Origin of the sequence: Rubripirellula tenax, from assembly GCF_007860125.1 — a bacterium.
Taxonomy (GTDB): Bacteria; Planctomycetota; Planctomycetia; order Pirellulales; family Pirellulaceae; genus Rubripirellula; species Rubripirellula tenax.
This window is the reverse complement of the sequence record NZ_SJPW01000006.1, coordinates 487399-506515: the sequence shown is the minus strand read 5'-3', so window position 1 is coordinate 506515 and position 19117 is coordinate 487399. Positions and strand designations below refer to the sequence as shown.

At 55.8% G+C, this 19117-nt stretch carries 14 protein-coding genes; 7 read left to right on the top strand and 7 right to left on the bottom strand.

The window, feature by feature from the left end; translation table 11 throughout:
• Window positions 1–82: 82 nt before the first annotated feature.
• Window positions 83–1096 (bottom strand): hypothetical protein, encoded by a 1014-nt coding sequence (locus Poly51_RS22740; protein ID WP_146460403.1) that lies wholly within the window; start codon window positions 1094–1096, stop codon window positions 83–85.
• A 332-nt stretch (window positions 1097–1428) separates the two neighbouring features.
• On the opposite strand from Poly51_RS22740, the gene Poly51_RS22735 reads away from it, so the two are divergent.
• The 5 genes from Poly51_RS22735 (at window position 1429) to Poly51_RS22715 (ending at window position 7573) form a co-directional block, all read left to right on the top strand.
• Window positions 1429–1902: a hypothetical protein gene (locus Poly51_RS22735; protein ID WP_146460401.1), complete on the top strand. Its 474-nt coding sequence runs from the start codon at window positions 1429–1431 to the stop codon at window positions 1900–1902.
• 295 nt (window positions 1903–2197) lie between these two features.
• A complete protein-coding gene (locus Poly51_RS22730; RefSeq protein WP_186775734.1) occupies window positions 2198–4687 on the top strand; it encodes a DUF1592 domain-containing protein in 2490 nt (829 codons plus the stop codon).
• Window positions 4688–4752: 65 nt separating this feature from the next.
• On the top strand, window positions 4753–6099 hold the full coding sequence (locus Poly51_RS22725) for a DUF1552 domain-containing protein (RefSeq protein ID WP_146460397.1): 1347 nt from the start codon (window positions 4753–4755) through the stop codon (window positions 6097–6099).
• 120 nt (window positions 6100–6219) lie between these two features.
• Complete coding sequence (locus Poly51_RS22720; RefSeq protein WP_146460395.1) at window positions 6220–7188, top strand: UDP-glucuronic acid decarboxylase family protein; 969 nt, start codon at window positions 6220–6222, stop codon at window positions 7186–7188.
• A gap of 22 nt (window positions 7189–7210) precedes the next feature.
• Window positions 7211–7573, top strand: a complete 363-nt coding sequence (locus tag Poly51_RS22715; RefSeq protein ID WP_146460393.1) for a hypothetical protein — start codon at window positions 7211–7213, stop codon at window positions 7571–7573.
• A 70-nt stretch (window positions 7574–7643) separates the two neighbouring features.
• On the opposite strand, the gene Poly51_RS22710 is transcribed toward Poly51_RS22715, so the two are convergent.
• Entirely contained in the window at window positions 7644–8306 is a 663-nt protein-coding gene (locus Poly51_RS22710) for a UbiX family flavin prenyltransferase (protein WP_146460391.1), read from the bottom strand.
• A complete protein-coding gene (gene ubiE, locus Poly51_RS22705; protein ID WP_146460389.1) occupies window positions 8303–9094 on the bottom strand; it encodes a bifunctional demethylmenaquinone methyltransferase/2-methoxy-6-polyprenyl-1,4-benzoquinol methylase UbiE in 792 nt (263 codons plus the stop codon). Before ubiE ends, Poly51_RS22710 begins: the two co-directional genes overlap by 4 nt.
• 126 nt (window positions 9095–9220) lie before the next feature.
• Here ubiE and Poly51_RS22700 point away from each other — a divergent pair, with 126 nt between their 5' ends.
• The gene (locus Poly51_RS22700) at window positions 9221–9895 is read left to right on the top strand and encodes an HAD family hydrolase (protein ID WP_186775733.1); all 675 of its coding nucleotides are present in this window, start codon (window positions 9221–9223) and stop codon (window positions 9893–9895) included.
• Window positions 9896–9944: 49 nt separating this feature from the next.
• Window positions 9945–11156: a DNA polymerase IV gene (locus tag Poly51_RS22695; RefSeq protein ID WP_146460385.1), complete on the top strand. Its 1212-nt coding sequence runs from the start codon at window positions 9945–9947 to the stop codon at window positions 11154–11156.
• A 124-nt stretch (window positions 11157–11280) separates the two neighbouring features.
• Here the strand turns inward: Poly51_RS22695 and Poly51_RS22690 are convergent, their stop codons facing one another.
• From Poly51_RS22690 to Poly51_RS22675, 4 genes are all read right to left on the bottom strand, one after another.
• A complete protein-coding gene (locus tag Poly51_RS22690) occupies window positions 11281–11625 on the bottom strand; it encodes a hypothetical protein (protein ID WP_146460384.1) in 345 nt (114 codons plus the stop codon).
• Window positions 11626–12070: 445 nt separating this feature from the next.
• Window positions 12071–13060 carry a hypothetical protein gene (locus Poly51_RS22685; protein WP_146460382.1) on the bottom strand — a complete coding sequence of 330 codons (990 nt, stop codon included), beginning with the start codon at window positions 13058–13060 and terminating at the stop codon, window positions 12071–12073.
• Entirely contained in the window at window positions 13057–15510 is a 2454-nt protein-coding gene (locus Poly51_RS22680) for a hypothetical protein (RefSeq protein ID WP_246114696.1), read from the bottom strand. The genes Poly51_RS22685 and Poly51_RS22680 overlap by 4 nt, the downstream gene beginning before the upstream one ends.
• On the bottom strand, window positions 15507–19094 hold the full coding sequence (locus Poly51_RS22675) for a hypothetical protein (RefSeq protein ID WP_146460379.1): 3588 nt from the start codon (window positions 19092–19094) through the stop codon (window positions 15507–15509). The genes Poly51_RS22680 and Poly51_RS22675 overlap by 4 nt, the downstream gene beginning before the upstream one ends.
• Between the last annotated feature and the right edge of the window lie 23 nt (window positions 19095–19117).

Here is a 19117-nt window from a genome sequence, read left to right as displayed (position 1 = left end):
CGATGCCAATCGCGTTGCGACGTCGGATGGGAACCAGACTCGCTAAGGACGATGCAGTAGGTCTCGCATCTCACGCGCTTCGTTAGCGAACGAAGGGATTGTTTCTCACGGAGGACGTTTCGACCGCCCCCTGTACACCTTCAACATTCGTTGAGTCATCCGATAGCCGCGTGGCGACCCGAGATTGCTGCCCTGATTCAACACGTGGCAAACGGGTCGGCCGCGATGGTTCCGATGGAGTCACAGATGCTTGACTTGCTGCGGGTTGATCGGTGCTGTGGGGTGCTGCAGCGATATCACTATCACTTGGCGTTTTGCGATCCAGAGAAGTGATTGCCAGACTCGACGGCAGCGAACTGTTCTGAAACGTGACGGGCAGCTCGATAGACACCGATGCGGTTTCCAGAGCCTCGGGTCGAATGTGCTTGGGAGCTTCGGTCGGTCGAATTGGTGATCGTTGGTCTTTGGGCAGTTGAATCGTTTCAAACGAAACGACGGGCTGATCTAACGATCGAATCGGGCTGCTAAATCCGTCCAGAGGACTGTCCATTGAGTATGGATCAAGGTGTGGGGGCACGTCGACGCGGGTATAGGTTGAAGCCGGTTCCGGCATGGTGGACTGAATTTGATGAACGTCGGCTCTTGCTAGGTAAGGGGCTTGGTTGTCGCCGACGGGATCGTGACCGAAGTGATTGCAACCACCTGCGTCGCAACCATAAGCATCGCATCCTGTACCGGCGTCGCAACCTCGCGCAGTATCAAAGCGATCGTAGAATGTTGTCCCCTGCATATGTCCGTGTCCGTCGAGTTTCCCCCGCGACATTCCGCCTTGATTCGCGCCGCGGGTATCGGCATAGGATTTCGGCGGCAGGTCCGCCCCCAAGCGAACGCCCGAACCGGCACAGGCGTGATACCCATCGCTCCATCCGTATCCCGACCATCGACCCAATCGTTCCACGGGCGCCGGTTGATCTGCGGCGGCGGTCGCGTTGGTGAGCGATTGCGAACCTAAGCCCAGGAAAAACCCCAAGCAACCTATCCCCAGAGAAAAGCGGGAAAGGATCGCGGTTGCGGCCGGTGTCAGTCGAAGTGGCATGAGCGCGAAACTCCTGGTGCGTCACGGTTCGAGGTCCGATATTCCGGCAGACTGCCGAAATCCGGTTAATGAATACAATCGGCACCGCGCTGCTTCTGCTTCGGGCGACCCAGCATCCGTCGGCATGATTGCGCTAATCGCTATCGGATCGATCCGGTCACGACGACTGTGACGGTGGTGACCGAACATCGCATCGCCGAAGGCAAGAACTAGTACCGGATTCTTCGGAATCAACCGCAGAGTTTCACACTGCGAGCTACGTTTTCTCGGAGCACCGGGCAATGCTCCGTTGATACATCACTATTTCAACATCTGTAAAAACGAAGCGAAGCATGTACGAACGCTCAAGAATCCTGGTGGACCCGAAAGTCCAGTGGGCGATAGCCGGTCGATTGGTCGGACATTGGACGCTCTTTCTGGTCTGTTTGATCTCGATCAGCACCATGGTGCGGGTCATGTTTACCGCCGGCGACCAGCCCTTTTTTCAATCAGCGTGGACATCGCTTCGTGCGCAAACTCCGCTGCTTTTTGTGATGCTAATGCTTTTACCGGTCTTTTTGCGGGACTCGCTAAAGTTGAGCAATCGATTTGCCGGCCCGATGTACCGACTGCGAACGGCACTGCGGGCGCTGTCCCAAGACCAACCGATCGGTCCCATCAAATTTCGAACCGGTGACTTCTGGATGGAAGCTGCGGACGACTTCAATATTGTGCTGGGACAGCTGGAAACCTTGAAGGCTGAAAACGAGCGACTACGCGCCCAGGTTGGCATGCAGGCTGAACCTTCGGAAATCCAGTCGGTATGACGATCGTTCGTCCACGCAGGACTGGAACCGGACATTCGATCGGCAAAAACCAGCCGATTTTGCGACCAGCGACTCCGGTTCATCCCCCGAGATGGATCTAGCAAAGGGTGGGATCTTCTCTATAATTAGGGCAACGTTGGCGTACCAACGTCCCCACCTTTCAGGCTGACGAAAGCGGTATCCTCTACCGCAAAGACTTGCTCGATGTTGATCGGCGACGACTACGGTCGCGGTTCACATCGGAAGTTAGTAGCTTCGCCGGCCGCATTTCCTCGGATCAGGATCGTCCACTGTGTTGCCTACACGGATCCATTTCAACGTTCTTGCGTTTGTGTTGATCGCAATCAGCAACGCCAGATTGCTTGCCGACGGATCCGATACTAGCCCATCCAAGACACATTCAGCGGCGACCGAGCATTGGTCAAAAGTGGGTTGGCCACTCCTGCAGAAATATTGTCTCGATTGCCACAACGCGGACAACGCCGAGGCCGAATGGGACTTATCCAACTTCGAAACACTCTCGGATTCTGATGGCGGTGTCAATTCGATGGAGCGTGTGATGGAAATGGTCCGCTTCGGCGCGATGCCGCCCGAAGATGCTGACCTGCCGTCTGACGATGAACGCAAACAGCTTGTTGAAGCGCTCGACCAATCGATGTTCGCCGTATCGTGCGACACGCGTCCGCGGCCCGGCAAAGTGACGGCTCGACGTCTCAATCGCGCCGAATACAACCGTTCGATCCGTGATCTATTCGAAATGGATCTGCGGCCCGCCGACCAATTCCCCTCCGACGAAACCGGTGCGGGATTTGACAACAACGGTGACCTGTTATCGATGTCACCGTTGTTGATGGAAAAATACTTATCTGCGGCGGAAGAAGTTGCGGAGGCAGTGATCGTCGATCCAGATACGATCGAAACGCTGGAGGAGAATCGTCCCAGCGACCAACTGTATACCCACGGTGACCGTAAAGTCGGCAGCTTCTTTGGCTTGTTCATGAAACCAAACAGTTTTGTGTGGGCGGATTTCGATGTCCGGCTCGCCGGCGAATATCGTTTGAGTTTTGCCGGCGGCGTGACACCATCGGGGGCGGAGTCGCAAATTGCTGGCGTCTTTGACGAGACGGGAATCCTTGTCGGTACGATGACAATCAAACACTTTGGCCGCAGCGGCGGATCCAGTCGCGGCGAAGTGAAGCTGAATTTGAAACCCGGCAAGCGACGGTTGCTCGTCCAGTACTTTGGCAAAGACGAACCTCTCGAGATCGGCACGACGTATCGCAAAGATTTTGACTCTCTCGATCCAGCCTTTGTCAAGCGCGCGCACGCGTCGATCAAGACACCGCTGAAGCCGGAACGTGACATCGAATACGACGACTACTCGGTACTGTTTCGCAGCATGAGTTTGACCGGACCGTCAAAGATTCCTGACGAATTATTTCCTCGCACTCAAAAAACGCTCGTCCGCAAAGTCGCGCCACGCCGTGGCGAGGGTTGGTACGACGTCGATGAATCAGCCGCCGTGTGTTTGAAACCGCTGATGCGAAACGCGTTCCGCGGCCCTGTCTCGGATGAAGAGGTCGAACGCTATGCCGATTTAGTCCTCGCCGCGACCCGTCGTGGGGAAAGCTACCATCGCGGCCTGCAAATTGCCGTTGCCGCCGTGCTGGTTTCACCTAGGTTCCTGTTTCGAGTGGAATCGCCACCGTCCCAAACCAACGGAAAACAACCCGACGCAGCAGAGTCGGTTGCGCTGACCCAACACCAACTGGCGACCCGGCTATCGTATTTTCTATGGAGTAGCATTCCAGACGAAACGCTGTTGCGGCTAGCGGATCAGGGCAAACTGAAAGACGCGGAAGTGCCGCGGCAGATCAAACGCATGCTAGACGACCCAAAGTCCGAATCGTTAGCGACCGAATTCGCGTCCCAGTGGTTGGGCGTACGAAAGTTGGCCGATCACGACGCCGATACAGAACAATTCAAGACATTCGATTCGAACTTAAAATCGTCGATGGCAGGCGAAACGGAAAACTTGTTTCAACACATCCTGCGCCAGAACCGTCCGGTATCGGAGCTATTGACTGCCGACTACACGTTTGTCAACAAACCGCTCGCCCAACACTACGGGCTGTCACCTAAAAATCTGGCGAACACAAACGACGATCGTTTTGTGAAAGTGTCATTGGAAGCAACGCCTCGTCGCGGGATCCTCTCGCACGCCAGTGTGTTGACGTTGACCAGCAATCCGAACCGAACATCACCGGTAGGACGAGGGAAATGGATCCTCGAAAATGTCCTTGGAACACCGCCACCCGAACCGCCGCCCGGAGTTCCGGAAATCGACGAGGCGAAGTTGTCTTCGGCCGGTTTGAGTTTCCGCGAGCAACTGGAACAACACCGCGCCGATCCGTCTTGTGCGTCGTGTCATCGTGTCATGGATCAACTGGGCTTCGGACTCGAACAGTTTGATGCAGTCGGTCAGTTCCGAAAAAACGAAGGTGGAAAACCGATCGACGCCAGCGGTGAACTTCCCGGTCGACGCGAGTTCAACGGCGCAGTCGAGCTGAGTGAATTGCTGGGCAAGACCGAAACCGAATCGTTTGCTCGCACGGCGACGACCCGATTGTTGACCTACGCGATCGGCCGCGAACTAACGCCTAACGATCGATGTGTTGTCGACGCGATCATCGAAGAGACGGCGGACAAAAACTATCGCTTCGTGGACTTGATCACCGAAGTCATCATGAGCAGGCCATTTCAGTTTTACGAATGGCAAATTTAAGCGTCAGGACTTGATCCCAGACGTCCAATCGGACTTTCATTGAGACTCTATCAAAGAAGACGAACATGACTGCGAATATCACGGGACCGTCCATTGCTCGACGAACATTGCTACGCGGTGCCGGATTGGCGCTTGGTTTACCGTTGTTGGAATCGATGACGCCGCTTGCAAAGCGAGGCTTCGCCGCTTCACCGCCGAAGTCGCCCAAGCGTATGGCTTGCATATTTTTTCCAAACGGCGCGATCATGCCGGACTGGAAACCAACGGGATCCGAGCACGATTGGAAACTTTCGCGAACGCTTCAACCGCTTGCGGCGCATCAGTCGAAAATCAATGTCATTTCCAACTTGGCTCACGATCATGGCCGATCCAATGGCGATGGTGCTGGCGACCATGCCCGCGGCGGGTCAACGTTTCTGACCGCGGCACGCCCGGTGAAGACCAGTGGGAATATCCGGCTGGGAATTTCGGTCGATCAAGTGGCTGCGACACAATTGGCGAATACAACGCGGTTGCCGTCGATCGAGCTGGGCTTAGAAGTCAACCGTGGCGGCGGAAGCTGCGACTCGGGATACAGTTGCGCGTACTCATCAAATATTTCGTGGCGCAACGAGACACAGCCGATGCCCAAAGAGATCACGCCTCGAATGGCTTTCGAGCGAATGTTTAGCAGCGGCAACGCGGGCGACAATCGAAAACGCAATCTCGACCGTCAAAGCATCTTGGATGTGGTCAGCGTGGACGCCGAAAAGATCATGAAGACGGTTGGGCAATCGGACCGGCGAAAGCTGGACGAGTATTTCGTCAGCGTGCGTGAGATCGAAATGCGTATCCACCGTGCCGAACAGGAAGATCTCAAGGCGTTGCCCGATATCGAAGTTCCGTTCGGTCGTGTCGAATCCTTTCGCGAGCACGCCCGATTGATGTACGACTTGATGGTGATCGGTTTCCAGACCGATACGACACGCGTCGCCACCTTAATGCTGGACAACGCCGGCGGCAGTCGTCGGTACACCGAAGTGGGTGTCAAGGAAGGCCACCACCAAATGAGTCACCACAGAAATGTCGAAACGACGGTCGAGAATCTTCGTAAGGTCGACTACTATTTGGTCGAGCAATTGGCGTACTTTCTGGACAAGCTCGACTCGATCGCCGATCCGACCGGTGGAACGTTGCTAGACCAATCGATGGTCCTTTACGGCAGCGGCATCAGCGACGGAAACCGCCACGATCACGGCGATTTGCCAATCATTTTGGCGGGCGGAGGTGGCGGCAGCTTCCAAACGGGCCGCTGGATCCAACCCAAGAGTGAACGCCCAATGGCGAATCTGTTCATGTCGATGCTCGACGCCATGGAGACTCCTGTTGAATCGATCGGCGACAGCAGCGGCCGATTGACGGAATTGGCTTAAGAGACAGATTCGCCCACAAGGACTGATTTGGCATCGGAACCGTGTTTCGACCTTCGGCCAAATCGTCTACGCTTCCAGCGGCGATTTTTTTCCTTTCTGGCCTCGTGACAACCATCCGACATGATCAAACGTATCCTCGTTACCGGTGGCGCCGGTTTTCTCGGCTCTCACCTCTGTGAACGCCTAGTCGACGATGGCCACGACGTCATTTGCCTGGATAATTTCTTTACCAGCCAGAAAATGAACGTCACTCATTTGTTGGATCGCCCCAATTTCGAGTTGATTCGCCACGATGTGACCTTGCCGATTTTCTTGGAAGTCGACCAGATCTACAACATGGCGTGTCCCGCCGCACCGGGCCATTACCAATACAACCCTATCAAGACGATCAAGACCAGCGTGCTCGGGTCAATCAATATGTTGGGCGTCGCGAAACGGTGTGGAGCCAGGATTCTGCAGGCCAGCACGAGCGAAGTGTATGGCGATCCAGAAGTCCATCCGCAAGTCGAAAGCTATCGCGGCAGCGTCAATCCGATTGGACCACGCGCCTGCTACGACGAAGGCAAGCGAGTCGCCGAAACGTTGTTCATGGACTACCACCGCAGCAATCGTGTTGATGTTCGAATCGTACGTATCTTCAATACCTATGGCCCGCGAATGCACCCTTACGACGGTCGCGTCGTTTCCAACTTCATTCGACAAGCGATGGCCGGTACAGACATCACCATTTTTGGCGACGGTGAACAGACGCGATCGTTCTGTTATCGAGACGACCTATGCGATGCGATCATAGCGATGATGAACGTAGACGATTTCGTCGGCCCCGTTAACATCGGCAATCCTGTTGAGTTCACAATTCGAGAGTTGGCCGAGCAAGTCATCAAGCTGTCAGGATCGAAAAGCAAATTGGTTCAGCGTCCACTTCCGGCGGACGATCCAACACGTCGTCGACCAGACATTTCGCTCGCCAAAGAAAAGCTAGGTTGGGAACCCAAGGTTCCTTTGGCCGAAGGATTGAAAAAGACGATTGACTGGTTTCAATCCATCAACCTTGGCGACTATCGCCCGCCGACCCCGAATTACTCTTAGTTTCGGAAATGGAAGCCAACCGATGAATAGTCTTCTATCGATTCAACGTCATCTGTGGATGGTTTCGTTCGTCGCGGTGATTTTGTCGGGCTGTGGATCGGCTCGCTACGTCTTTAAGGACAGCGACCTAGGCGTTGTAGCGATGCCGTCGAATTCAGAACGGAATCGCGAAAAGGCTCTGGAATTGATGCAACAGCATTTTCCGGACGGATACGAAATCGACCGTGAAGAAGAAACGGTGGTCGGTCTGGTCACTCACGAACATGTTCATGGTGACGCCAACCGCGACAAAACAAAGCATGGCGAGGTGCAGTTCGCAAGTGCAACGTCGACCGCGACGACGACGGACAAAACCGAGTACAGAATTTCTTATCGTCGACGATAGGCTCGCCGGCCAAGGACTCGCGTGATCAGGCCTCGCGTGATCAGGCCTCGCGTGATCAGGCCTCGCGTGATCAGGCCTCGCCCCAACGTTTCATTAGCGTATTGTCGACGTCCAATTGATCCAGGATCCTGGCGACGACAAAATCAACCAGGCTGTCAATGGAATCGACGCCGTGATACCAACCCGGCATGGCCGGCAGCAGAACTGCGCCGGCTTGCGCCAATCGATGCATGTTCTCGATTTGCAGCACACTCATGGGCGTTTCTCGCGGCACAATTACCAGCTTACGATGTTCTTTCAAGTGGACTTCAGCAGCACGTTGGATCAAGTTGGACGCCGCCGCTCGAGCGATACCTGACAAAGTACTTCCGCTGCAGGGACAGATGACCATCGCCCGCGTGCGAAAGGAACCGCTCGCAATCGGTGTCATGTAATCGTCGTATTGGTGAAAATGAATCTGGTCGTTGACCAACTCCGCGGCTCGCGAGGCGTTCTCTTTGATCGCCTGTGATGTAGTCCACGGGGCGACGTAGCCGACAAGCGATTCCAGATTGGGCCGACGGATATCTAATCGCAGGTCCAACTCTTGCGCAATCACCGCAGCACCACTGGGGCTGATCGTCAAATGGATTTCTTGGTCCGTTTGGCAAAGCACCTGCATCAACCGTGCCGCGTAGATGGCGCCGCTTGCACCCGTGATGGCAATCACAATCGGCAACTTTCTATCGCTCATGCTAGTCCCTGTGACGGCAGAATGCCGGGCTTGGTTCCTTCATAGATTGTCGCGACGCCAAACGTAAGGGGCGTGAAGCGAACATCGATCAAACCGGCGGCTGTCATCCGATCCGCCATTGCTTGCCCATCGGGGAACTGACCGACCGATTCGGGTAGGTACTCGTAGGCCGACTTGTCGTTTCGAGCAAACCATTGACCGATCCGAGGCAGAACGTTCCGAAAATAAAATCCATACGCCTGCTTCAAGCCGATCATACGCGGCTGGGAAAACTCCAACACCATCAGTTGCCCGCCCGGCAAACAGACTCGCGTCATTTCTAGCAGCCCGCGATCGGTGTCAGCAACATTTCGCAGTCCGAAAGCGACGGTCACGCATTGAAAAGTATCATCGGCGAACGGCAGTGTCTGGGAATCGGCTTCCAAGAAGCTGATCCGCGACGAAGGCTTGCCCGGGTCCCGTTTATCACGTGCGATCTCGAGCATCGCGTGGCAAAAATCGCTTCCGACGACATCCACCGTCGGATCGGCTTTTGCTGAAATTGCGATCGCTAAGTCGCCCGTGCCGGTACAGGTATCCAAGATCGGGTGATTCGGAAAAATCCGCAGACGCCGTACCGCCTGGGATCGCCAGTACTTATCGACGTTCAGCGACAACAAGTGATTCATCTTGTCGTAATGTGGCGCGATTTGCCGGAACATCTCGCGGACACGAGGATTGCTTTTATCGACGCGGTCACCGGGGGTGGCCGATTTGGTCGGTGCGGCGTCGGTCATGGTTGAGGACATTGCAGACTTCGAGTGGAATCCGTGTTTTTAGCTTCAACCGCATCATAACCTTGGCGTTAACGGCGCCGAAGCACCCTAAACGCAATGCACTCGCCAAAACCCTTCGCCACTGCTTACGATTGGTGCATGAGAACGATCCTTTTCGATATCGACGGCACCCTGCTGATGACCAACAGCGGTGGAGCCACGACGCTCCGGCAATCCATGTTGGAAGTCTTTGGTCTACCAGATCCCAATATCGACATTTCTTTTGGCGGACGGACCGATCGATCGATTCTTACCGAATTGCTAACGATCAATGCCATCGACGATACCGCCGAGAATCGCGATCACCTGCGAAATCGCTACGTCGAACTCTTTCCCGAAACGCTCCACAGAGTCGGCGGCGAATTGATGCCCGGCGTCCTTGGGCTGATGAACGAACTCGCTCAGAATTCCGACATCCGCCCGTACGTGATGACCGGCAATTTCCAAAGAACCGGCCAGGTAAAACTGGATCACTTTCAACTCGGCGGCTTTTTTCGCGGAATTTTTGGCGGCGACCACGACTCCCACCGTGACCACTTGGCTCGCCGAACGGCGACCGAATTGGTGCAACGCTACGGATCAACAGCCGCCGACGATTTGATTGTTGTCGGCGACACCGTCGCAGACATACGTTGCGGACACGCGATTGGTGCGAAGGTCGTTGCTGTTTGCACCGGTGGCCAAACCCGCGCCGAACTGGAATCCGCGTCACCGTGGTGCGTGCAAGACGACATGAGTGACGTCACCGAGACTTTGCGACTGTTGACCAGCTAGACGTGCTCCAACGCGCGGCGAACCCGAAACCAACGAGCACCGTAAATCGATGTTATTGCATATCGATATGGATGCGTTTTACGCGGCGATCGAACAACGCGATCGGCCGGAATTACGTGGTCGGCCGGTGGTCGTGGGTGGATCGACCGGACGTGGCGTCGTTGCGGCGGCCAGCTACGAAGCCCGGCGATTCGGGATCCACAGCGCAATGCCGGGCCGGCGCGCGGCACAGTTGTGTCCAGATGCCGTTTTCGTAAAAGGTCGCATCGACCACTATGCCGACGTGGGTCGCCAAGTGCGAGCAATCTTCCATCGGTACACACCTATCGTGCAGCCTTTGTCATTGGACGAAGCCTTCTTAGACGTCAGTGGCAGCGAGCGATTGTTTGGACCGGCCGCATCGATCGGTCGACGCATCAAGGAAGAGATTCGTGTCGAGCTGGGGCTGACGGCGAGTGTCGGTGTGGCTCCGCTTAAGTTTGTCGCCAAGATCGCCAGCGATCTAAATAAGCCAGACGGATTTGTGGAAGTCTCGTCGGCCGATGTGATTCGTTTTCTTGATCCGTTGCCGGTTTCCCGATTGTGGGGTGTCGGACGCGTCGGGCAAGAAAAACTGCAACGCATGGGGCTGAATCAAATCGGTGAAGTCCGTGTGCGAGACGTCGATTCGCTTCGGCGTGCGCTTGGCAGCTGGGGCGAACACCTTTGGAAGCTGGCCAATGGAATCGACGAACGACGCGTGGTTCCCGATCGAAACGCAAAGCAGATCAGTCACGAACGAACGTTCAACGAAGATTTGACGGACGAAACGATGCTGCGCGCGGTCGTCAGCTACTTGGCCGAGCAGGTCGGCCGACGGTTGCGAAGAAACGGCCGACACACACGAACGGTTTCGATCAAGTACCGCCGTGATGACTTTCAAACGTTCGCAAAATCACGGACGCTCGACCGGCCCACGCATGCCACGGCCGAAATCTATCGCGTCAGCGAAGCAATGTTGACGGAAATGCGCGTCCGAGAACCGCGACCGGTGCGTTTGATCGGAGTCTCGGTGGGTTCGTTGACCGAGAAGAACGCACCGCAACAAATGTCACTGTTCGATCTGTCCGAAGGCGAAACCAGTCAGCGCGAAGTTGACAAAGTCGTCGACCAATTGCGGGATCAAATGGGTGATCAAGCCGTCTATCGTGCCACCAGTCATCGGTGGATTCACCGAAAAACAACCGGTGGTGCAACGGATGACGACCGGCGTGATGGGTAGATGCGACACGTATAAATCGCCAAACTCCACGCCTCCGGTTAGGGAAGCGTGAAGTCTTGACGATGCTCGTGCCTGATAGATCGCTACAAGCAAGAAACGACTCTACATCGAACGCTTGACAACGCTACGCGATGGTGGCTTCGGCTGCCTCGGCTGCCTCGGCCGCTTCGGCCGCGATCGTTGCTGCGGAGCGACGAGTGCGACGACGCGGCTTTGCGTTGCCCCATTCTTTGGTCAACGTTTCGAAGACTTCGGGTGATTCGTAGCGAACGATGTTTTTGCCTTCCGGCATCGGACCGATCAAACCGCGAAACACGGGCAGTCCGCGAAGTTCAAGGTCGGTGCTGCAATCGTCGCTTCCGATTTGAATGTTCGCGTTCAAAATGGGATCAATCGACGGGTAATCGCGAATCAGTAGTGAGCCGTCACTACCGCGCGTGACAATGCGAAACGTATCTTTTTTGGCCATGGATGCCCTCTTAGAAAGCAAGGGGAGGATCGGTGCAGAGGAATCCGACGTGTCGTGAACCGACGAAACCCGGAAACGCCAAAACGAGAGCCGAGCAGCGCTGCAAATGCGAACAACCTGAAGATTGAGGAGGTCTTCAGGGTTCATTGGGTCAGGACCAATTTGCAGCGGTGCTCGGACTCTCGGATAGCAGAACCCAGATTGCGGAGGGTGGTTCTGATTGTTGGAGGACAATCCGATCACTGTCGAACACTGGACTCATCGTCGCCGACATGGCGGTAACGCGAATAAAGTGCAACGGCACGTCACACTGCGATCGACACGCTCAATGATCACACTCGGAACGCGCGGTCGTGGACGGACCTAAACGTCATGCAAAGAGCACCAGTCAAAACCGGACCAACCGTATGTTGATCGAGCCGCTATCGCTGAACGAATACAAAATTCATTTGACGCGGCGCTGTTCCGCGTCGCGATAAATTCTCGCAAGCTCGATCATCCACGGTTCGATCGCGCTAAAGTAGTCTTCATCACTGAACTTTGATTTTTCAAGTCGCAATCGATCAAGTTCCGTTTCGATTTCGTCCCGCCGATTCGATTCATCCACCGTCAATTGCAATCGTTCTCCGGAAGGGCTAAGCGTCATTCGCATCGCATTGACCCCGTCAATCGCCGATCCATCCTTCGCGTTTGCGATCGGTCGGATACCGCGAAACATCTTTGCCGGCGTTCCTTTTCCGTCACCGTTGTCGTCGACCAACGCGTGCTCGGTCGCGATCCGCGATTCACTATCGTAAAAACGCTTGACCTCATCGCTGGCTTTTAAGAAAGCTTCTTGTACGGACACCTCATCGTCGTGATCCAAGTCAGTATCCGGCGAAGCCACCGCTGCAGCAAAGTATTTTCCGAAACGAGCAAAATTCTGCTCACTACCACTTTTGGTCGCGGTAACCACAATGCGGTTCGGCGCCGAGAGACGATTGACAAACGGACCGCTCGCCGAGGCGCAATTGACGACAACTAACGGCCGATCAATCGAGTTCAACCATCCGGCAAGTTCGGCGCTCGTTACATCCGGGCCATTCAAATTGAACTTCGCCAAATCGTTTGCGAATGTTCCATGGCCGATCATCACCATCCAAAGTGGCGCTTCTGATTCTGCGGATCGTTCGGTCAACCATTGCTGAAGCTGGGCTTTCGAATCTCTGTCATCGTCGTGACCGATCGTCGTCAATTTCGCATTCGATACAATCGCAACACGTTTCCAGTCCTCGACCCATTCTAGGAAGTCCTTTGCATACTCATCGTTCCCCGACGCGCCAATGACGACCACAATTTCCGGCGCATTGCCGTTATCGGTATCTGCTCTCGCGGTGCGAAATTGAACAAACGCAAAAACCACGACGACAAGCAACGTACCAAGCCGACCGATCATGCTTGCCCCTTCCATCGTCGTAATCCCCATTCGCCGCACAGACACGCCATCACGGCCATCATCACCCAACCACGATGCCAAAGTGGATAGACCCAGTTTTCAGTGACTGGAACCTTTCGATTGGGTAGATCGTCGGCGAACGCCTCGAGCGCTTCTTGATCGATGACTTTGCCGCCCGTTTGATCCGCAATTGCTTCAAGTAATTCGCGATTGAGTTGAAGACTGGAATACTCGGCCGATCCGATCTCAGAAGTCCAACCCGAAGCATCCGTGCCCACGTCGCTGCCGTCGGCGGCTTTCACAACCACCGAGACCGCGTGCCCGCCTGCGCGGCGGGGCCAAAAATCGGCGCGGTACAAACCGGCGACCGAACGATCGGGTTCTGCGGTCAATTTCATCTCTTCGCCGCCGACCGGATTCACAACAATTTCGACCGATGCGTTGTCCAGGGGCAAAAACGCTTCGTCGCGAACGTCGACCGTGATCGATGTTGATCCGTTCGGATCCGATGTTGGATCGACGGATAGTTTTACGCGTTGGGGCACTTCGCCAACCAACCAATGCATCATTTGGCGCCACATTTGACCGGGATCGTCACGATCGTTCGACTTTGCCGCCGTAAGCGTCCCCCGACCTCGTTCAAAGGACCGTTCGCCGGCTTCCCGTCGCATCGACCATCGCCAAAGATCACCGACCGCGACGGCTGCGGTGCGGCCCTTGCCGAATCGCTGGGTCGCAATGGCGGTTTTCGACGAACGATCTGTCTGGTTCGGACTTGACTGCAACGTTGCCAAGCTCGACGCCCCCGGTTTGACGTCGCCGACTGCATTGATCGTCAAAAAACTTGGCATTTGCCGAAGACGAATCGCTTCTGCGTCTTCGGTATCACGCAATCGGATCCACGGTTGCAGCATGCCTTCACGTGTCAAAGCGACTTTCCCCGATGGCGGGTCAGTGCTGGCCGTTCGCGCGGATCCGCGAGCCGCGTAAACGGGAGACAACTCCTCTAACGCGCTATCAGCAAAAGAATCTGCAGCGAACGACTCTTGGCCCCCCAGCAACATGAGCCCTCCGCCCCGCGCGGCAACGAAACGCCGCAAGCGGAGCATCTGGTCCTGTGTGAAAAAACTCGGTTCCAAGTCGTCAAGAATCACGGCGTGATATGCGAAGAGTTCCTCGTCGGATTTTGGAAACCCATCGCTAAGCTCTTCCGATTCTTTCACGCCGAAACGCAGGATCACCGGCTCGTCGTACTGGGAAGCGATTTCTTCTTCATCTTTTCCCAAACCAGCAAACAAAGGGTTGGTGCCACTGACTCCTCGATCGCGGAAGCTGAACTTAGGTTCCTTGTCGGCGATGCGAAGGAGACCGACCAACTGAATCTCCGCATCCGCTTCCAAGGCTCGCCGCAGAAACTTGAATTCCCAGTTCGGACGCCCGGCAACATAAAGCACCCGATACGGTCCTGAATCACGATCGATTGTCACGACGCGACGATTGTTGACCAACGTGGATTCGCCAGACTTCGAAACCGCTGCTGTCAAATCCCGTTCTTTCATGGCTTCGCGATCCGATTCGATCGAAACGGTTGCGGTATAGAACGTCACGCCCGACTTTTCAGGGCGAAATCGAAATCTCGCTTCGACTTGCGCGGACTCATTGTCGCCACCGACTGCGATCGATTGCTCTTCGACCAGAGTGCCGTTGGCATCGGTCAACACGACCGAAGCTTTCTGGTTCTTGAACCCCACCGCATCGACGCGAACGACAACGGTCGTCGGTGCGGATTCGAAATCCGTTTGCCGCACACTGACATCGACAATACGCAGGTCCTTCAGATTGCTAACCCGATTCGACACCACGGGAAAGACCGGAAAACCGAGTTCAGCCCAATCCTTGGCGACGATCGAGTCACCGTCGGTGAGGTTGCCGTCAGAAAACAGCATCACGCCACCGATGGGACGCCCCTCAAACCGTTCACCAACCGACCGCAGCGCCGTGGCGATCGACGATGCGTTTCCGTCAGCCTTGATCGATTCGAAATCCGTAACGTTTTCCAAGCGGCGATCGAAGCGGTACCGCCGCACATCGAACGATTGAGAGACTCGCGAAAGCCAGAGGGCTTCGTCATCAAGGTGTCCCATCACATCATCGAAGCGACTCGTTGATTCACCGGGCGACTTGACCTGCATGCTTTGGCTTGAATCCACCAAGATTGGCAACAGGTTCGCCTGCGGACGCGGACGAGTCCCGCGTCGCATCGGTTCGACCAAACACACGGCCAACAAAACGATTGCCGCTAGCTTCAGCAACGTCGACAAAACCCGAACCCAATGCGGCGCATCGGAACGCGCATAGTTCAACAAAACCAAAACGGTCAGAACCACGGCGATGGCGACGGCCGGCCAGGCCCAAGTGGGTTCGCCCCAAACCAAGGAATCAAAATTCACTGACCGCTCCCAAGTCGTTCGTAATATTGGCGAACGGCATTATCGAATTGTGGCGGAACCGGGTCACGATCGATCGGCACGGCCGCATTTCTTTCCGCCGAACGACGTACAAACTCCTCCGAGACGTTGCGTTTCAATTCTCGCAGCGGTGTCGCGATCATTTCCTCGACCAAGTTCCATTCAGGTTCCTTGGAGTGGCGTTTGAAGTCGATGCGAATTTGTCGAGCCCGATCGCGAATCCGCGCCGCCTGTGATCGTAATTCTGGATCGTCAACCATCTCTTCGACCTCGCGAAGTGAGTCCGACCACTCGCGAAACCCTTCGCCGGTCAACGGAGCAGCATTGGGTCCGCCGCGCTCAAACGCTTGCATCGGGCCGCCGCCCTCGGATTGTTGCGCTGAAGCCGACCGCTTGCCACCGGCGTCTCGCTGTTCTGGCGAAGCTTGCGACGAAGGCAGCCCGCTGGATTCTGGACTGCCTTCCGATTCCGATTCAGCCGGCGACTCGCCTTTCCCAGATCCTTGCTGCTGCGGCCGTCTAGATCCTTGGCTCGGTTGACCAGCCTCGCTGTTACCTGGATCCTTCGCATCTTCTTCGGAAGTCGATCCCTGGCCGGGCGTTGCACCAGAGTCTGCTTCGCTTTGCGGTTCATTCGACGACTGGTTCTGGTCGATCTCGCGAGTCAACTGTTCATCCAGTCGATCGAGTTCGCCGAGCGCTCGTTCCAATGCTTTCGATTCGTCGCCCAAAACCGACTCCGCCGCGTCTTCTAAGTCCTTTCGAAGCTGACTGACACCTTCCGATGCTTTCTCGATGACCTCTTCCGCTTCCAGTTTCATTCCGCGGCGCGTCAACTCGACGGCTTGGGACATTGCCTGGTCGACGCCTCGTTGGCGCGTCGAACGGTAGGAATCGTAAAGCTTTTGAGCCAACAGGGGTTCGGCTTCTTCCGCTTCGGCAACCGTTTCCTGCATTTGATTCAGCAAGTCGTCAATCGCTTCGCGTTGCTCTTCCATTTCCGATTCGACATCCGGTCTCGATTCTTCGGGACGCAACCCCGGTGACTCGTCGGCGGACGGCACATCCGCCAACTTCTCAACCAGTTCCTGTTGTTTTTCGTCCAACGTTTGAGCTTCGCTGCGCATTTGCCGCATTGCGTCATTGAACTGTCCCGCGGCCTCTTTGCGGAAGTCGTCTCGCATGTCTTCAAACTGCCGCTCAGCACGCTTGCCAGATGCAAGCGCCGTTGCAACGTCCTTTTCCTCCAACGCTTTGGCAGCTTCCTGAACGTCTTGGCGAGTGTCTTGGAGTTGTTCTTGTGCGTCGGCGTTGGATGCTTCATTCGACGAATCGTTCATCCGCTCGGCTAGCTCATCCGTTTCACGCAACAGATCTTCTTGCTGGTCTCGCAATCGCTGCAGTTGTCTTTCGATCGCTTTGCGTTCTTCTTCCGTCTCGGCTTGCTCGAGTGCAGATTGCAATTGGGCAAGTTCCTCGTTGAGGTCCTCTTGGCGACGAGCAAGGTCACGCAACATGCTCAGCAACTGTCGCACTTCCTGCTGCGCAGCCTCCTCTTGCGAGCTGGGTTCGGCTTGACTTTGCGTTTCGTATCGATTTTCATCTTGTTCAAGTTCTAGGTCGTCCAACTGTTGCTGACGCTTCTTCTGTGCGGCGCTTGATTGTCCCTGACTTGGCTTCTGCTGAGCCTTGGCGACTTCGAACTCACGAGCTCGCAACTTCAACAGTCCACCATAGGCGGCCTGTTCATGCGGCACAGCCTTGCTCAACTTCCCACCCTTTGCGTCGGCCCGCGAAGCCTCGATCGCTTCGGCCGCCGAAGTCATCGACGATCGCACGGCATCCACGAATGCCTGCGAACGAGGATCGCTCAATTCGCTTGCCAACTCTTCCAATTTCGCGAGAGCCTCCTGCTGTGACTCGGCCAACAGGTCGACGGACGTGTTGAAGGTGTCGTTCTTGCCCAACGATCGTTGGTCGCGAATCACACGCCACGTCGCGCTGATGATCTCTTTCTGCAGTTCGGCAAGCTCATCGGCTTGTGCGGCAGAAGGACTCGGCGGCGACGGTGGTCCACTGGGCGGCGGGTCGCCTTGGCGGAAAATTTGATCGAACGGCCTTACCTCGGCAAAGTACATGTCGCTATCGGTACGTCTCGCATTTCCATCCGCGTCGACGTCCGTAGCAAAGAAGTGATAGGCCAGCAATTGGTCCGGTTGGGCGTTCAGATCTTCCAAGGCCAGCATTTGCTCAAGGGTCACCTTCTCGCCGCGTTGTATATCGCGGCGCAGTGTGATCTCGGTGGGTTGCCCGCCGCTGAGCGAGTAGACCAAGCCGACTTCGCTGACTCCAAAATCATCGACAACATTCAACAACAACGGAAACTCTTCCAACGCCGAAACTTCCGAATCTTTGGCGGGCGTGACCTTCAACTTTGGGGGTTCATTGGCCAACGCTCGCACGACCAGAGTTGGCGGATACTTGTTCTTGCGACCGGCGTCGTCAACCAGTTCCAAAGTGAATCGTTGACTCTGCTGAACGAGTAATGCAACTTCGCCAACCGAAGCTTCTGGATTCGCAAAGGCTAGCGGCAATCGCAGTCCGTCCTCGTCGACCAGCACTGCCGTCACGACGGGTTTATTCAGCATGATTTGCCAAGTCAGCTGGGTACCCACAACGGCCGACACGCGAACCGTATTTTCGATCCGCTTCGGTACCAGCGATGTATAGCTTGGATACTCAAGACTGGCATCGGCCCGTTTCATTTCGGGATATTCGAAAACGTCGACGCGATAGGATTCGCTCGACCACGATCTTGCCGTAACGCGGTACTGCAGCGGATCTTGAACCGAGGCGACAAACGCCGCTAGGACCGGGTCGTCCAAACTCTGTGTCATGGGCAACGTTCGCTCGGTTCCCGATGCGTCTTCGACAATCAGCTCGCCACGATCAACGCCGCCACCCGCGAACCGAGTAGTGACTACAAAACTGGTTCCCTTTTCGATTTCAACGTTGCCAGGCAACACCACGGGTTCGGCGCCCGGGTCTATCGCCGGCAGCGCACGACCTTGGGCTTTGGGTGTCGTTACCGAAAGCGAAACGATCCCCGCGACCAACAGCGCCGTTGCTGCCAAGCCGGACAGTCGGCTGAGCCAAAACTGTTTCGCCGAAACCGCGTCGATCCATGCATTGGATCGCGAGTGGTCACGGGCTTCTCTGACGACACGTTGTTGCAAAAAACCGAGTTGGTCATCACGCTGGCTGAGGGCCGTCAATAGCCGTTGATCCAGTGCCGGAAACTTTTCTTCGATACGACGAGCGACCATGCGTGGATCGCGATACATCAGCGCACACCCAATCGCGACCGCTACGGCGCAGCCGAACGCAATGGAAGCAAGCGTTAACGCAGCGCCGTAACCGTCGATGACACCGGAACCCGCGCGACTCTTCAGCCACCAAGCGACCGCGACCGCAACGACGGCGAACACCGCCCAGACTTGCCAAAAACGCATCAAACGTAGACGTCGGGTCACGGGACGCATTCGATGCAACAGTGATTCATTCATCTTTGGAATTTCCTTGTCATCGA

What these genes read in the sequence shown, in the direction of transcription:
- Poly51_RS22710 (WP_146460391.1), bottom strand. Translation starts at nt 8,306, where the DNA reads ATGAGCGATAGAAAGTTGCCGATTGTGATTGCCATCACGGGTGCAAGC.
- Poly51_RS22675 (WP_146460379.1), bottom strand. Translation starts at nt 19,094, where the DNA reads ATGAATGAATCACTGTTGCATCGAATGCGTCCCGTGACCCGACGTCTA.
- Poly51_RS22720 (WP_146460395.1), top strand. Translation starts at nt 6,220, where the DNA reads ATGATCAAACGTATCCTCGTTACCGGTGGCGCCGGTTTTCTCGGCTCT.
- Poly51_RS22695 (WP_146460385.1), top strand. Translation starts at nt 9,945, where the DNA reads ATGTTATTGCATATCGATATGGATGCGTTTTACGCGGCGATCGAACAA.
- Poly51_RS22715 (WP_146460393.1), top strand. Translation starts at nt 7,211, where the DNA reads ATGAATAGTCTTCTATCGATTCAACGTCATCTGTGGATGGTTTCGTTC.
- Poly51_RS22700 (WP_186775733.1), top strand. Translation starts at nt 9,221, where the DNA reads ATGAGAACGATCCTTTTCGATATCGACGGCACCCTGCTGATGACCAAC.
- Poly51_RS22725 (WP_146460397.1), top strand. Translation starts at nt 4,753, where the DNA reads ATGACTGCGAATATCACGGGACCGTCCATTGCTCGACGAACATTGCTA.
- Poly51_RS22690 (WP_146460384.1), bottom strand. Translation starts at nt 11,625, where the DNA reads ATGGCCAAAAAAGATACGTTTCGCATTGTCACGCGCGGTAGTGACGGC.
- Poly51_RS22735 (WP_146460401.1), top strand. Translation starts at nt 1,429, where the DNA reads ATGTACGAACGCTCAAGAATCCTGGTGGACCCGAAAGTCCAGTGGGCG.
- Poly51_RS22740 (WP_146460403.1), bottom strand. Translation starts at nt 1,096, where the DNA reads ATGCCACTTCGACTGACACCGGCCGCAACCGCGATCCTTTCCCGCTTT.
- Poly51_RS22685 (WP_146460382.1), bottom strand. Translation starts at nt 13,060, where the DNA reads ATGATCGGTCGGCTTGGTACGTTGCTTGTCGTCGTGGTTTTTGCGTTT.
- ubiE (WP_146460389.1), bottom strand. Translation starts at nt 9,094, where the DNA reads ATGTCCTCAACCATGACCGACGCCGCACCGACCAAATCGGCCACCCCC.